Below are 15,214 nucleotides of genomic sequence, written 5' to 3'. Positions count from 1 at the left end.
TGGTTGATCTGCCGATTCGGCAAGGCGCGATTGATAAAAATACCTGCCGCAATTGCAGGTCTACATTCATGACGGCGCCGGCCACCTTGGCGCGGGTCGGGAAAACCCTTTACGTGCGGCTCAAGCCGCAAGAGAGACAGGCTTAAAGCATGGAAATGCGCGCAGATCTGCTGATTGTCGGGGCCGGAATGGTCGGCAGCGCCCTGGCGCTGGCGTTGCAGGACAGCGGACTGGAAGTCCTGCTGCTGGACGGCAGCCCCATGAGCGTCAAACCCTTCAACGCTCAGGCCGCGTTTGAACCCCGGGTGAGTGCCTTGTCGGCCGCCAGCCAGCGGATTCTCGAACGCCTTGGCGTCTGGGACGGCATCGCCGGGCGGCGCAGCAGCCCCTACACCGACATGCAGGTCTGGGATGGCAGCGGCACCGGGCAAATCCACTTCTCGGCGACCAGCGTGCATGCCGAGGTGCTGGGGCATATTGTCGAAAACCGTGTGGTCCAGGATGCCTTGCTTGACCGCTTGCACGACTGCGACCTGGGAATGCTGGCCAATGCGCGGCTTGAACAGATGCGCCACTCCGGCGATGACTGGCTGCTGACCCTGGCCGATGGCCGAACCTTGCGTGCACCGCTGGTGATCGCGGCGGATGGCGCCAACTCGGCCGTGCGGCGCCTGGCCGGGGTCGCGACCCGCGAATGGGATTATCTGCACCATGCCATCGTCACCAGCGTGCGTTGCGCCAAGCCGCATCAAATGACGGCCTGGCAGCGCTTCACCGACAACGGTCCGTTGGCGTTTCTGCCGCTGGAGCGCGACGGCCAACAGGATTGGTGTTCGATCGTCTGGTCGACCACGCCCGGCGAAGCCGAACGACTGATGGCGATGGATGACCAGGGTTTCTGCAAGGAACTGGAGCGCGCCTTCGAGGGGCGACTCGGTGAAGTGCTCAGCTGCGACCCGCGCCTGTGTGTGCCCCTGCGCCAGCGGCATGCCAAGCGTTATGTGGCTGAAGGCCTGGCATTGATCGGCGACGCCGCCCACACCATTCACCCGTTGGCCGGGCAGGGGGTGAATCTCGGATTCCTCGATGCCGCCGTGCTGGCCGAAGTGTTGCTGCAAGCGGCAACCCGTGGCGAACGCCTGGCGGATGTGAAAGTCCTCAGCCGTTACGAGCGTCGGCGCATGCCCCACAATCTGGCGCTGATGGCGGCGATGGAAGGCTTTGAGCGGTTGTTCCAGGCGGACCCGTTACCGGTGCGCTGGTTGCGTAATACCGGGTTGAAAATGGTTGAGAAGATGCCTGAGGCCAAGGCGTTGTTTGTGCGTGAGGCGCTGGGGTTGACCGGGGATTTGCCGGCACTCGCCAAGCCTTGAGATTTTCGTTGAGGCTGCCGGCCTCATCGCGAGCAGGCTCGCTCCCACAGGGGATCTCCAGAGTTCAGGAGTTTTGTGTTCACCACAAATCCTTGTGGGAGCGAGCCTGCTCGCGATGGCGGCGGTACATTCACCCCAATTTCTGCCTGTGCAACATCCGGTAACTCCTCCACAGCCAGCTTCGATTGAGAAGGCAAATGTGAGTCCTTATCATTTGGCCTCATTTTTCAATCGAGAGACCGCTCCCATGTTGGCACCGAAGCGTCTACTGACAGCACTGGCCTTGACCCTGATCGGCAGCACCGCCGCCCAGGCCGCTGACGAGGTGGTGGTCTACTCCTCGCGTATCGACGAGCTGATCAAGCCAGTATTCGATGCCTACACCGCCAAGACCGGCGTGAAGGTGAAGTTCATCACCGACAAGGAAGCACCACTGATGCAGCGGCTCAAGGCCGAGGGCGCGAATACGCCGGCCGACCTGCTGCTCACCGTCGATGCCGGCAACCTCTGGCAAGCCGAGCAGATGGGCATCCTCCAGCCGTTCACCTCGAAAACCATCGACGCCAACATCCCGCTGCAATACCGGGCAGCCTCTCATGCCTGGACCGGCCTGAGCCTGCGGGCGCGGACCATTGCCTACTCCACTGATCGGGTGAAGCCGGGTGAACTGACCACCTACGAAGCGCTGGCCGACAAGCAATGGGAAGGCCGCCTGTGCCTGCGCACGGCGAAGAAGGTCTATAACCAGTCCCTGACCGCGACCATGATCGAAGTGCACGGCGCCGAGAAGACCGAGGAAATCCTCAAGGGCTGGGTCAAGAACCTGTCCACGGACGTGTTTTCCGACGACACCGCCGTGCTGGAGGCGATCAATGCCGGCCAGTGCGACGTCGGTATCGTCAACACCTACTACTACGGCCGCCTGCACAAGCAGAAGCCAGACCTGCCGGTGAAACTGTTCTGGCCGAACCAGGCTGACCGTGGTGTACACGTCAACCTGTCGGGTATCGGCCTGACCCAGCACGCGCCGCACCCGGAAGCGGCCAAGGCCCTGGTCGAGTGGATGACCACGCCTGAAGCGCAGAAAATTTTTGCCGACGTGAACCAGGAGTTCCCGGCCAACCCGGCGGTGGCACCTTCTGAGGAAGTGGCGGCCTGGGGCAAGTTCATTGCCGATACCTTGCCGGTGGAAATTGCCGGCAAGCGCCAGGCTGAAGCAATCCGCATGATGGATCGGGCGGGCTGGAACTGAGTCGACCGTTATACTGCGCCCCGCCTATGCGGGGCGTTTTGTTTGAGTGCCCCGTGCTTTTGACTCTGTAGGAGCGAGCTTGCTCGCGATGAACGTCAGGGCACCGCGGACCGTCAGGCTCCCCGCGTTATCGTTGACGTTTTTCGCGAGCAAGCTCGCTCCTGCAGTGTCGATCTCACCCATTAATAGTAGAGAACCAAGCCTGTGGCCCACCCCGCCCAACGCCGCTGGTATCCAGTCGTCTTCGCCATTGCTGCGCTGGTCCTGTTGCCCCTGAGCGTCCTGCTGCTTTCCTGGCAAACCATCGACGCTCAGATCTGGTCCCACCTGTGGGACACACAGATGCCGCGCCTGCTGGGCAACACGCTGACGCTGGTGCTCGGTGTCGGTGCGGGTGTCACCCTGCTGGGTGTCAGCCTCGCCTGGCTGACCAGTCTCTGTGAATTCCCCGGCAGGCGCTGGCTGGACTGGGCATTGATGCTGCCCTTCGCGATTCCAGCCTATGTGCTGGCGTTCGTGTTTGTCGGCCTGCTGGATTTCGCCGGCCCCGTGCAAACCCTGCTGCGCGAGTGGTTCGGTAGTGGTCTGCGGCTGCCGCGCGTGCGCTCCACGGGCGGGGTGATTGTGGTGCTGGTGCTGGTTTTCTATCCCTATGTGTACCTGTTGGCCCGCACTGCATTCCTGGCTCAGGGCAAAGGCCTGATGGAAGCGGCGCGGGTCCTTGGCCAATCGCCCTGGCAAGCGTTCTGGCGGGTGGCTCTGCCCATGGCGCGGCCAGCCATTGGTGCGGGCGTGGCATTGGCGCTGATGGAAACCCTGGCAGATTTCGGCGCAGTGTCGGTGTTCAATTTCGATACCTTCACCACGGCCATCTACAAGACCTGGTACGGTTTTTTCAGCTTGTCCTCCGCTGCGCAACTGGCCAGCCTGTTGCTGCTGGTGGTGATGCTCGTGTTGTACGGAGAACGGCGTGCTCGCGGAGCCAACCGGGCGAGTAACGAGCGACCACGGGTCAAGGCGCTGTATCACCTGCGAGGCGTCAAGGCGCTGGCAGCCATGACATGGTGCGGACTGGTATTTGCCTGCGCCTTTGTCATTCCAATGCTGCAACTGATGGTGTGGTTCTGGCAGCGTGGGCGTTTCGATCTTGATGAGCGTTACGCCGGGCTGATCGCTCATACCTTGTACCTGGGGGCGATGGCGGCGTTGATCACCGTCAGCGTCGCCTTGTTACTGGCGTTTGCCCGACGACTGGCGCCAACCCGCGTCATTCGCTCCGGGGTCAGTCTGGCCAACCTGGGTTACGCCTTGCCGGGCTCGGTGCTGGCGGTGTCGATCATGCTGGCGTTCAGTTACCTGGATCGTGAACTGGTCATCCCGCTCTCGAGCTGGCTCGGAGGCGCGGGCAAACCGCTGCTGCTCGGTAGTCTGGCGGCGTTGCTGCTGGCGTATCTGGTGCGCTTTATCGCCGTGGCCTACGGGCCACTGGAAAACAGCCTGGCGCGTATACGGCCATCTTTGCCCGAAGCGGCACGTAGCCTGGGCGTCAGTGGGCCACGACTGTTTTTCAAAGTGTATCTACCATTGTTGTTGCCCGGCACGTTGAGCGCTGCGCTGCTGGTGTTCGTCGACGTGCTCAAGGAAATGCCCGCAACCCTGCTGATGCGCCCGTTTGGCTGGGACACACTGGCGGTGCGGATCTTTGAAATGACCAGCGAAGGCGAATGGGCGAGGGCGTCTTTGCCGGCATTGACCCTGGTGCTGGTCGGGCTGTTGCCGGTCATCGGATTGATCCGGCGCTCGGCACATCGAAACAGCTAGGTGTCAGTCCTACACCTTGCGGCTACAATGCGCGGCATTCGGTGCGGTCCGTCTGACAGACCAAGTGGCTGAAATCGGCTAAAGGCCCTTTGTTTCAAGGCCTTCAGTCCGTGCAGCGCTTGTCCGCACCTTCGCCACGCCCGGAAGGAGAAACCCATGGGACAGCGTACGCCTCTGTATGACCTTCATCTCGCACTCGGCGCGAAGATGGTCGATTTTGGCGGTTGGGACATGCCTCTGCATTATGGATCGCAGGTCGAGGAACACCACCAGGTGCGCCGCGATTGCGGTGTCTTTGATGTGTCCCACATGACCGTAATCGACGTCTGTGGCTCCCAGGCCAAAGCCTGGCTTCAGCATTTGCTGGCCAATGACGTCGAACGCCTGCACAGCCCTGGCCGTGCGTTGTACAGCGCCATGCTCAACGAGCAGGGTGGGATCGTCGACGATATGATCGTCTACCGTCTCGATGAGGGTTATCGCCTGGTGGTCAATGCCTCCACCCGCGATCAGGACTTGGCCTGGATGCAAGCCCGTCTCGACGGTTTCGACGTGCAACTTCGCGAACGTTCCGAGTTGGCGATGCTGGCCATCCAGGGCCCTCACGCCCGGCAAAAAATTGCCGAACTGGTCACCCAGTCCCGCGGCAACCTGATTCAGCTTCTCAAGCCTTTCGAAGGCCTGTCCGACGGTGACTGGTTCATCGCGCGCACCGGTTATACCGGCGAAGACGGCCTGGAAATCATTCTGCCGGCCGATCAGGCGCCAGGCTTTTTCAACGATCTGGTCGGTGCCGGGATTTCTCCTATCGGCCTTGGCGCGCGGGATACCTTGCGGGTCGAAGCCGGCATGAACCTTTACGGCCAGGACATCCAGCAGGATGTTTCACCGCTGGCCTCCAATATGGCCTGGAGCATTGCCTGGGCACCTGCCACCCGGCAGTTCATCGGGCGCAAGGCGCTGGAAACCGAGCAGGCTGCCGGCGTACAGCACAAACTGGTCGGTCTGGTCCTTGAGGAACGCGGGGTTTTGCGCGCTCATCAGGTGGTCCGCATCGCCAATGTTGGCGAAGGGGAGATCACCAGTGGTAGTTTCTCTCCTACGCTAAGCAAGTCGATTGCACTGGCGCGCGTGCCGATGGCAACTGCCGACCGCGCTGAAGTGGAAATCCGTGGCAAGTGGTACCCGGTTCGGGTGGTCAAACCGACCTTCGTACGCCACGGCAAAACCTTGATCTAACCTTTTCTGGCGGGCATGCCCGCCGACCATATTCCTGAGGACACAGAACATGAGCGATATCCCTGCCGACCTGCGTTTTGCCGAAAGTCACGAATGGGCACGTCTGGAAGCCGATGGCACCGTCACCGTGGGCATCAGCGATCACGCGCAGGAAGCGCTGGGTGATGTGGTGTTTGTCGAGCTGACTGAAGTCGGCAATGTGTTTGCCGCTGAAGATCAGGCTGGTGTCGTTGAATCGGTCAAGGCCGCTTCTGATATCTACTCCCCGATTGCCGGTGAGGTGATCGCGGTCAACGAAGACCTGAGCGCTTCGCCGGAACTGCTCAACAGCGACCCGTACGGCGCGTGGATCTTCAAACTCAAGCCAAGCAACACCGCCGATCTGGAAAAGCTGCTGGATGCCGCCGGCTACAAGGCTGCCATCGGCGAGTAAGCCTGGCGTTACCTCCCAAAGCCCCGATCCGTCGGGGCTTTTTCATTGCAGGTTCAGGCGTCGCGCAAAACCGCTTTCACGGCAGCCACCGAACGTTCGACATCCGCTTTGCTCATCGCCGTGAACATCGGCAGCGAGACAATCAGCCGGCCGACCCGCTCAGCGACCGGGAACATGCCCTCCTTGAAACCGCGCTCGCGGTAAAGGCTCAACAGGTGAATCGGCGGGTAGTGATAGCCGATCCCGACACCCAATGCCTGCATCTGCTCCATGAAAGTCGCCCGTGCCGGTTTGCCATCTTTGCGTTCCGGTAGTACCAGCTGGAACAAATGCCAGTTGCTTTGGGTGAAATCCGCCGGAGGCAATTGCGCCCCGTATTGCGCTTCGAAATCCTCGCCAAAGCAGGCGAAATAGTGTCGGGCCAGGTCACGGCGATGAGCGGTAATGGCTTCGATATGAGCAAATTGCCCAAGGCCAATGGCCGCCGCGACGTCGGTCATGTTGAATTTGCCACCCAGCACGTCGACGTCCAGGCCATCGAAGCCGTTGCGGGTAACGCCCTGCAGCCGGTATTTCTCCGCCAGTCGTACTTCTTCGGCCGTGTTCAGCACCAGGCAACCGCCCTCGGATGAGGTGACGTTTTTGTTCGCCTGGAAACTGAAGGACACGAAATCACCGGTCGAGCCAATGCGCTGGCCATTCCAGCTGGAGCCCAATGCCTGGGCCGCATCTTCGACAATCCGCAGGCCGTGCTTTTGCGCCAGGGCGTACAAACGCGTCATGTCCACGGGCAACCCGGCGAGGTACACCGGGATAATGGCTTTGGTGCGGGGGGTAATCGCCGCTTCCAGTTGATCGAGATCGATATTGCGGGTCACCGGGTCGATGTCGGCAAACACCGGGGTGGCGCCGACTTCCAGGATGACGTTGGCGGTGGCCACCCAGGAAATCGGCGTGGTGATCACTTCATCGCCCGGCCCGACCCCGGCAATACGCAAGGCGATTTCCATGGTGCAGGTGCCGGAATTGAAGGTGCGCACCGGGCGCCCGCCAAAATATTCGGAGAGTTGCGCTTCGAAGGCCTGGACCTTTGGGCCGCTGGTAATCCAGCCAGAGCGCAATACGTCACCGACGCTGGCAATCGTGGCTTCATCGATAGTGGGTTTGGAAAACGGCAGGAAAGGCAGTTGGCTCATGGATACAGTCACCGATCAGCGGACATTAGGTAGGCGTCGAGCATGATGATCGGGATTGGTCGAAGGCGCCACATCATCCACGCGGATATCGACTGCTATGCTGGTTTGACCGTGTTGCATCGACGCTGAGCGCCAGTCAAGAGAGAGCCCGTCATGTCCCAGTTGCCGTCCCTGAGCCAATTACGCGACCCCAATGCCTTTCTTCGCCGCCACCTCGGACCCGATACCGCCGAGCAACAGGCGATGCTCGACAGCCTCGGTCTTGGCAGCCGGGTCGAATTGATCGAGCAAACCGTGCCCCCGGGCATTCGCCTCAACCGGGCGCTGGACCTGCCCCCGGCACTCGATGAAGAGGCCGCGCTGGCCAAGCTGCGCGGTTATGCCGAGCAGAATCAGGTCTGGACCAGCCTGATCGGCATGGGCTACCACGGCACCCTCACACCGGCGGTCATTCTGCGTAACGTGCTGGAAAATCCCGGCTGGTACACCGCTTACACACCTTATCAGCCAGAGATCGCCCAAGGGCGGCTCGAGGCGCTGCTGAACTTCCAGCAACTGACCATCGACCTGACCGGCCTGGAACTGGCCAATGCCTCGCTGCTCGATGAAGCCACCGCCGCGGCGGAAGCCATGGCCCTGGCCAAGCGGGTCGCCAAGTCCAAAAGCAACCTGTTCTTTGTCGACGAAAACTGCCATCCGCAAACCATTTCCGTGGTGCAGACCCGTGCTGAAGGTTTCGGCTTCGAGCTGATCGTCGATGCTGTGGATAACCTGAAGCAGCACCAGGTGTTCGGTGCGCTGCTGCAGTACCCTGACACCCACGGTGAAATCCATGACTTGCGGCCGCTGATTGATCACCTGCACGCGCAACAGGCCCTGGCCTGTGTCGCCACGGATTTGCTGAGCCTGCTGTTGCTGACCCCGCCGGGTGAACTGGGCGCCGATGTGGTGTTCGGCTCGTCCCAGCGATTTGGCGTGCCCATGGGCTACGGCGGGCCTCACGCGGCATTTTTTGCCAGTCGCGATGAATACAAGCGAGCGATTCCCGGGCGGATCATCGGGGTTTCGAAAGATGCACGGGGCAACATCGCCCTGCGCATGGCCCTGCAAACCCGCGAGCAACATATCCGCCGGGAGAAGGCCAACTCCAATATCTGCACGGCCCAGGTGCTGCTGGCCAATATCGCCAGTTTCTATGCGGTCTACCACGGCCCGGAAGGACTCAAGCGGATCGCCCAGCGGGTTCATCGGCTGACCTGCATCCTCGCCGCCGGGCTCGAGCGAAACGGTATCACCCGGGTCAACCGGCACTTCTTCGACACCCTGACGCTGGAAGTCGGCGGAACCCAGACCGCCATCATCGAAAGTGCCCGGGCCGCGCAGATCAACCTGCGGATTCTCGGGCGCGGCCAACTGGGCTTGAGCCTCGACGAGGCCTGCGACGAAGCTACCGTGGCGAAGTTGTTCGACGTGTTTCTGGGGGCCGATCACGGGCTCAGTATCGAGGACCTGGATGCCGAAGTCTTGCCTGGTGGAATTCCCGAAGGGCTGGCGCGAACTTCGCCTTATCTGCGCCATCCCGTGTTCAGCGCCCATCACAGCGAAACCGAGATGCTGCGCTACCTCAAGCAACTGGAAAACAAGGACCTGGCGCTCAATCAATCGATGATCCCGCTGGGCTCCTGCACCATGAAGCTCAACGCCACCAGCGAGATGATCCCGATTACCTGGCCCCAGTTCGCCAATCTGCATCCGTTCGTGCCCAAAGAGCAGGCCGCCGGTTATGGGCTGATGATCGAAGAACTGGAGCGCTGGTTGTGCGCGATCACCGGTTTCGACGCGATCTGCATGCAACCCAACTCCGGTGCCCAGGGCGAATACGCCGGGTTGCTGGCGATCCGCAAATACCATGAGAGCCGGCAACAGGGCGGCCGCGATATTTGCCTGATTCCTTCGTCGGCTCATGGCACCAATCCCGCATCGGCGCAGATGGCCGGGATGCGTGTGGTGATCGTCGAGTGTGACGAGGCGGGCAACGTCGACCTGGACGATCTCAAGGAAAAAGCAGCGCAGGCCGCAGACAAGCTCGCCTGCCTGATGGCGACCTATCCTTCGACCCATGGGGTGTATGAGGAAGGCATCAGCGAAATCTGTGAAGTGATCCACCAGCACGGCGGTCAGGTGTACATGGATGGCGCCAACCTCAACGCTCAGGTCGGGCTGGCGCGGCCGGCCGATATTGGCGCCGATGTCTCGCACATGAACCTGCACAAGACCTTCTGCATTCCCCATGGTGGCGGTGGGCCGGGCATGGGGCCGATTGGTGTTCGGGCGCATCTGGCGCCGTTCGTGGCCAACCATCCGGTGGTACCGATCGACGGGCCGCATCCGCAAAATGGCGCCGTCAGCGCAGCGCCCTGGGGCAGCGCAAGCATTTTGCCGATCAGCTGGATGTACATCGCGATGATGGGGCCGCAACTGGCGGACGCCAGCGAAGTGGCGATCCTGGCCGCGAATTACCTGGCGCGGCATTTGTCCGGTGCTTTCCCGGTTCTTTATACCGGGCGCAACGAGCGGGTGGCCCACGAATGCATCCTCGACCTGCGACCGCTCAAGGCGTTGACTGGCATTACCGAAGAGGACGTGGCCAAGCGCCTGATGGATTACGGCTTCCATGCCCCGACCATGTCGTTTCCCGTGCCGGGGACGCTGATGGTCGAACCGACCGAAAGTGAATCGAAGGCGGAACTGGACCGGTTCATCGGGGCGATGCTGAGCATCCGCGCGGAAATCAACGAGGTGCAAAACGGTAATTGGCCAGCTGAAGAAAACCCGTTGAAAGGTGCACCGCATACGTTGGCCGATATCACCGGCGTGTGGGAGCGGCCGTACAGCATCGAGCAAGCGGTTACACCGGACGCACACACCAAGGCTCACAAATACTGGCCGGTGGTGAACCGGGTAGACAATGTGTATGGGGACCGGAACCTGTTTTGTGCGTGTGTGCCGGTGGATGATTACCGCTGATCTTCCAGGCAACGCATAACCCATGTGGGAGCGAGCCTGCTCGCGATTGCGGTGTGACAGTGACTGAAGATTTCACTGATCCCCCGCAAGCGCGAGCAGGCTCGCTCCTAAAGGGGTAGGAGTGAACATGGGATTTGTGGAAGAAAAAGGCAAAAAAATGCCGCTCATGTGAGCGGCATTTTGGTGTTCGCGATTGTTATTCCGAAGCTACGGCATTCTTCGCCAGGATCGCGTTCGCCAGTTCCATGTCCGTGGCTTGCAGGCCAGGGTTGTTGGCGCGGACTTTCTGCATGGCCGCTTCCAGGTACGGACCGCGGATGCCGCCGTCACTGGCGACGAAGCTGCTGGCGTCGTCCTGGGCCGCGACGATCAGCTTGTGATCCTTGGAAGTCAGATAGCTCGAACCGGTGGTGGCGCCGGATGTAAGAACGTTACGCCAAAAAGTATCGGCCATCGCCGAGCCGACAGGCAGGGACAACAGAGCGACGGTAGCGACAGCAAGCTTGAAACGCATGAAAGGGTGACTCCACTGGGTTAACTACGCCCTTGGATTGCCAACCCCCAATCGAGTTCCATGGCTGCCTATTCCGCCGCTTCGACCAGCAGGATCACGCCTTGCTGGCCGACCACCCGCACGCGGCTGCCAGTGGCGGTGTCCGGCCCGCGGGCCATCCACACGCCGTCGGCCACCTTGATTTTGCCGCGACCGTCGACAATCGCTTCATACACCACGAAGGTTTTGCCGATCAATTCCTGGCCACGCAGATTCAGGTGTGGCTGATCGCTCGGACGCGTCGCCGTGCGCTGACGCCGCCACCAGTACAACGCGGTGGCGATCGACAGCAGGCCGAACAACAGAAACTGCCACTCCCAGGACAGGTCCGGCAAGAGGAAGGTCAGGACGCCCACGGCTGCCGCCGCCATGCCGATCCACAACAGGTAGCCGCCGGCGCCGAACACTTCAAGAATCAACAGCACCGTGCCCAGCGCTAACCAGTCCCAGAACGAAAGATGCTGCAAAAATGCCCACATGGCGCGCCTCAGGCTTTCTTGTTGTCGAAAGTGGCCTTGATGATTTCGCCAATGCCACCCACCGAGCCGATCATTGAACTGGCCTCCAGCGGCATCAGGATCACTTTGCTGTTGTTGGCCGAAGACAACTTGCCCAGCGCATCGATGTACTTCTGCGCCACGAAGTAGTTGACCGCTTGCACGTTGCCACTGGCGATGGCTTCGGACACCACTTTGGTGGCCTGGGCTTCTGCCGCGGCTTGCCGCTCGCGGGCTTCGGCTTCCAGGAATGCGGCCTGACGACTGCCTTCGGCTTCGAGGATCTGCGCTTGCTTCTTGCCTTCGGCAGTCAGGATCGCTGCGGCGCGCAGGCCTTCGGCTTCGAGGATCTGTGCGCGCTTGATCCGTTCGGCTTTCATCTGCCCCGACATCGCCGCCATCAGGTCGGCGGGTGGGCTGATGTCCTTGATCTCGATCCGGGTGATCTTGATGCCCCACGGCGCGGTCGCTTCATCGACGGTGCGCAGCAGTTTTTCGTTGATCCCGTCACGCTGGCTGAGCATGGCGTCGAGCTCCATCGAGCCGAGCACCGTACGGATGTTGGTTTGCAGCAGGTTGCGGATGGCGTGTTCGAGGTTGTTGACCTCGTAGGCCGCCTGGGCCGTGTTGACCACCTGGAAGAAACACACCGCGTCGATTTGCACCGTGGCGTTGTCGGCGGTGATGACTTCCTGCGGCGGAATATCCAGCACGCTTTCCATCACATTCATCTTGCGGCCGATGCGGTCCATGACCGGAACGATGACGTTCAGCCCCGGCTTGAGCGTGTTGGTGTAGCGCCCGAAACGCTCGACGGTCCATTCAAAGCCCTGGGGCACGGCCTTGATACCCATGAACAGAATGGCGGCCACCAGGCCGATAAAAAGCAAAAGCACGCTACCGATCTGCATAACGATTCCTTGTTGATGTGTGGAGTTGCATTCGCTGGAGTGTAGCGGTCCCGGATAGAACAGCGGGGGTTCAGTTCTGCTCGCTCTGGGGTGTCACTCGCAGAACCTCCTCGATGGTCGTCATCCCGGCGGCGACCTTTTGCGCTCCTGACAGCCGCAGGCTGCGCATGCCTTCCTTGAATGCCTGCCGCCGCACGGCCAGCAGATCGGTGTCGGGACTGATCAGCGCTTTGATGCTGTCGCTGAGCTGCATGATTTCGTAGACCCCGGCACGACCGTGATAACCGGTGTCGCGGCATTCCACGCAACCGGTGGCACGCTGGGCATTGGCCGGCAACGGTGCTTGCCAGGGACGGGTCAGGGTTTGCCAGTCGTCTTCGCCCAGCGTCAGCGGTGCCTTGCAGTGCGGGCACAGGGTTCGCACCAGTCGCTGGGCCATGACGCCGAGCACCGTGGCCTTGATCAGGTAGTGCGGCACGCCGAGCTCCAGCAGGCGGCTGATGGCACTGGGTGCATCGTTGGTGTGCAGAGTCGACAGCACCAGGTGCCCGGTAAGCGCAGCCTGGATCGCCATCTCCGCGGTTTCGAGGTCGCGGATCTCGCCGATCATGATGATGTCCGGGTCTTGCCGCATCAGCGCGCGCACACCGGCGGCGAAGGTCAGGTCGATGTTGTGCTGGACCTGCATCTGGTTGAACGCCGGCTCGATCATTTCAATCGGGTCTTCGATGGTGCAGAGGTTGACCTCCGGTGTCGCCAGTTTTTTCAGGGTGGTGTAGAGGGTAGTGGTCTTGCCCGAACCCGTCGGCCCGGTGACGAGAATGATGCCGTGGGGCTGGCGGGTCATGTCCTGCCAGCGGCGCAGGTCGTCGGCGGAGAAACCAAGCTGGTCGAAGTCCTTGAGCAATACTTCCGGGTCGAAGATCCGCATGACCATTTTTTCGCCGAAGGCTGTGGGTAATGTCGACAAGCGCAGTTCGACTTCGCCGCCGTCCGGGGTCTTGGTTTTCACCCGGCCGTCCTGGGGTTTGCGTTTCTCCGCGACGTTCATGCGCCCCAGGGTTTTCAGGCGACTGACGATGGCCATGGTGACCTGGGGCGGGAATTGATAGACGTTGTGCAGCACGCCGTCGATGCGAAAGCGCACCGTGCCTTGCTCGCGCCGGGGTTCGATGTGGATGTCGCTGGCGCGTTGCTGGAACGCGTACTGGAACAGCCAGTCGACGATGTTGACGATGTGTGCGTCGTTGGCGTCCGGCTCCTGATCGCTGGCGCCGAGGTTGAGCAGCTGTTCGAAATTGCCGAGGGTACTGACCTGTGAGTCGGCGTTGTTCGCCCCGGTGACCGACTTGGCCAGGCGGAAGAATTCGACGCTGAAGCGCTGGATGTCCGCCGGGTTGGCCACCACGCGCTTGACCGGCAATTTGAGCACGTGGGTCAGGTCGGCCTCCCAGCCGCTGACATAGGGCTGGGCGCTGGCCACGGTCACCGCCTCACGGTCGATCGATACCGCGAGAATTTTGTGGCGCTGGGCGAAGGCATAGGACATCAGCGGTGTTACAGCCGCGACGTTGATTTTCAATGGATCGATGCGCAGGTAAGGCTGGCCGGCCTGCCGGGATAGCCACAGGGTCAGGCTTTCGAGGTCCAGCGGTTTGCCGGGACGGCTGAGGTCGTCCAGCTGTTGGCTGGCGATGAACTCCAGTGGATGCATCTGGCCATGGGCGGCGTTGCGGCGCCGGGTATTGAGCGCGTGTTCGGCCGAATCCTGGCTGATAAAGCCCTGGGCGACCAGTTCGCGCAGCACATCATTGAGATCCAGCCAGCGGTCCTGAAGGGCGAGTTGTACGGACATGCGGGCTCCTTTTGAACGAAAGTCCGCAAAGGATAGCCGTGGCCCGGCCGACTGTTGGGCCACTACCCGACAAAGCCGTTTCGGGGTTTTTCAGCCCACCGCTTGAGCTGCTTCGGCCCACGCAGAATCAGCTTCTTGCAGCTCCACCGAGCAGACGCTGATCAGGTTACGAAGTTTTTCCGCAATCACTTGCGCGCGGTGCCAGCTCAAACCGTCGATGACGATCGCGATGTCCAGCCAGTCATCCTGGTGCTGCACGTTGAGCTGTTCCGGCGTGAGCAATTGCAAGGCGAACAGGTTGAGGGCGCGGCACAGCAGGTCCGGTTCTGCCTCGGCCAGTATTTGATAGCGAACCCGGCAGTGGGTGTTGCTGATGTTCCAGACATCGGCGCGGGTGGACGGGGTGTTCACGGCTTCGAGATACGGCATGGTCGGGCTCCAAAATCACTGGAGAAATTTTTACATCCTGTGCCGGGTATTTCTTCTCTATGATTGACCAAATGGCAGAAACGTAGAATCAGTCAATTCACTGATTGATCATTCAAAGGTTTTTTTATGCAAAGTGAACTGGACAGTTACGACCGCAAGATTCTGGCCTTGCTGCAAGAGGACGCTTCGCTCTCCAGCGCGCAGATCGCCGAGCAGGTGGGTCTCTCGCAATCACCGTGCTGGCGGCGGATTCAGCGGATGAAGGAGGAGGGCATCATTCGCGGCCAGGTAACTTTGCTCGACCGCAAGAAAATCGGTCTGAATACGCAGATCTTCGCGGAGGTGAAACTCAATGCCCACGGGCGTTCGAACTTCACCGAATTCACCGAGGCGATTCGCGGCTTTCCGGAGGTGCTGGAGTGTTACGTGCTGATGGGGGCGGTGGATTTCTTGCTGCGGATTGTCACGGCGGACATCGAGGCCTACGAGCGCTTCTTCTTCGAGAAGCTGTCGATGGTGCCGGGGATTCAGGAGGTCAACTCGATCGTGGCGTTGTCTGAGATCAAGTCGACGACGAGTTTGCCGGTCTGATGTTTTGTGGTGAATGTGCGGGCCTCTTCGCGAGCAA

At 61.0% G+C, this 15,214-nt stretch carries 13 protein-coding genes; 7 read left to right on the top strand and 6 right to left on the bottom strand.

Annotated elements, in window-relative coordinates:
• The first annotated feature begins 155 nt into the window (after nt 1-155).
• The 5 genes from AB4Z35_RS05980 (at nt 156) to gcvH (ending at nt 6,118) form a co-directional block, all read left to right on the top strand.
• Complete coding sequence (locus AB4Z35_RS05980) at nt 156-1,373, top strand: 2-octaprenyl-3-methyl-6-methoxy-1,4-benzoquinol hydroxylase (protein ID WP_442096467.1); 1,218 nt, start codon at nt 156-158, stop codon at nt 1,371-1,373.
• A gap of 247 nt (nt 1,374-1,620) precedes the next feature.
• Complete coding sequence (locus tag AB4Z35_RS05975) at nt 1,621-2,625, top strand: extracellular solute-binding protein (protein WP_442096339.1); 1,005 nt, start codon at nt 1,621-1,623, stop codon at nt 2,623-2,625.
• A gap of 204 nt (nt 2,626-2,829) precedes the next feature.
• Nucleotides 2,830-4,446: an ABC transporter permease gene (locus tag AB4Z35_RS05970; RefSeq protein WP_442096338.1), complete on the top strand. Its 1,617-nt coding sequence runs from the start codon at nt 2,830-2,832 to the stop codon at nt 4,444-4,446.
• A gap of 156 nt (nt 4,447-4,602) precedes the next feature.
• A complete protein-coding gene (gene gcvT / locus AB4Z35_RS05965) occupies nt 4,603-5,685 on the top strand; it encodes a glycine cleavage system aminomethyltransferase GcvT (protein WP_442096337.1) in 1,083 nt (360 codons plus the stop codon).
• Nucleotides 5,686-5,734: 49 nt separating this feature from the next.
• Nucleotides 5,735-6,118 (top strand): glycine cleavage system protein GcvH, encoded by a 384-nt coding sequence (gene gcvH, locus AB4Z35_RS05960; RefSeq protein WP_007982924.1) that lies wholly within the window; start codon nt 5,735-5,737, stop codon nt 6,116-6,118.
• A gap of 53 nt (nt 6,119-6,171) precedes the next feature.
• Here gcvH and AB4Z35_RS05955 read toward each other — a convergent pair whose 3' ends face one another.
• The gene (locus AB4Z35_RS05955) at nt 6,172-7,314 is read right to left on the bottom strand and encodes a DegT/DnrJ/EryC1/StrS family aminotransferase (RefSeq protein WP_442096336.1); all 1,143 of its coding nucleotides are present in this window, start codon (nt 7,312-7,314) and stop codon (nt 6,172-6,174) included.
• Nucleotides 7,315-7,467: 153 nt separating this feature from the next.
• On the opposite strand from AB4Z35_RS05955, the gene gcvP reads away from it, so the two are divergent.
• Nucleotides 7,468-10,341: an aminomethyl-transferring glycine dehydrogenase gene (gcvP, locus tag AB4Z35_RS05950; protein ID WP_008004735.1), complete on the top strand. Its 2,874-nt coding sequence runs from the start codon at nt 7,468-7,470 to the stop codon at nt 10,339-10,341.
• Nucleotides 10,342-10,537: 196 nt separating this feature from the next.
• On the opposite strand, the gene AB4Z35_RS05945 is transcribed toward gcvP, so the two are convergent.
• From AB4Z35_RS05945 to AB4Z35_RS05925, 5 genes are all read right to left on the bottom strand, one after another.
• Nucleotides 10,538-10,855 (bottom strand): DUF2388 domain-containing protein, encoded by a 318-nt coding sequence (locus AB4Z35_RS05945; protein WP_108229709.1) that lies wholly within the window; start codon nt 10,853-10,855, stop codon nt 10,538-10,540.
• Between the two features lie 68 nt (nt 10,856-10,923).
• On the bottom strand, nt 10,924-11,373 hold the full coding sequence (locus AB4Z35_RS05940) for an NfeD family protein (RefSeq protein WP_442096335.1): 450 nt from the start codon (nt 11,371-11,373) through the stop codon (nt 10,924-10,926).
• Between the two features lie 8 nt (nt 11,374-11,381).
• Complete coding sequence (locus AB4Z35_RS05935) at nt 11,382-12,302, bottom strand: SPFH domain-containing protein (protein ID WP_442096334.1); 921 nt, start codon at nt 12,300-12,302, stop codon at nt 11,382-11,384.
• A 70-nt stretch (nt 12,303-12,372) separates the two neighbouring features.
• A complete protein-coding gene (locus tag AB4Z35_RS05930; RefSeq protein ID WP_442096333.1) occupies nt 12,373-14,157 on the bottom strand; it encodes a GspE/PulE family protein in 1,785 nt (594 codons plus the stop codon).
• Nucleotides 14,158-14,247: 90 nt separating this feature from the next.
• Nucleotides 14,248-14,586 carry a hypothetical protein gene (locus AB4Z35_RS05925; RefSeq protein ID WP_442096332.1) on the bottom strand — a complete coding sequence of 113 codons (339 nt, stop codon included), beginning with the start codon at nt 14,584-14,586 and terminating at the stop codon, nt 14,248-14,250.
• A 126-nt stretch (nt 14,587-14,712) separates the two neighbouring features.
• Between AB4Z35_RS05925 and AB4Z35_RS05920 the strand changes: the two genes are divergently transcribed.
• Nucleotides 14,713-15,177 (top strand): Lrp/AsnC family transcriptional regulator, encoded by a 465-nt coding sequence (locus AB4Z35_RS05920; protein WP_008015415.1) that lies wholly within the window; start codon nt 14,713-14,715, stop codon nt 15,175-15,177.
• Nucleotides 15,178-15,214 lie beyond the last annotated feature (37 nt).

This window comes from Pseudomonas sp. KB_15 (genome assembly GCF_052114525.1).
In the GTDB taxonomy this organism is placed as follows: Bacteria; Pseudomonadota; Gammaproteobacteria; order Pseudomonadales; family Pseudomonadaceae; genus Aquipseudomonas.
This window is presented reverse-complemented; position numbering and strand designations above follow the sequence as displayed.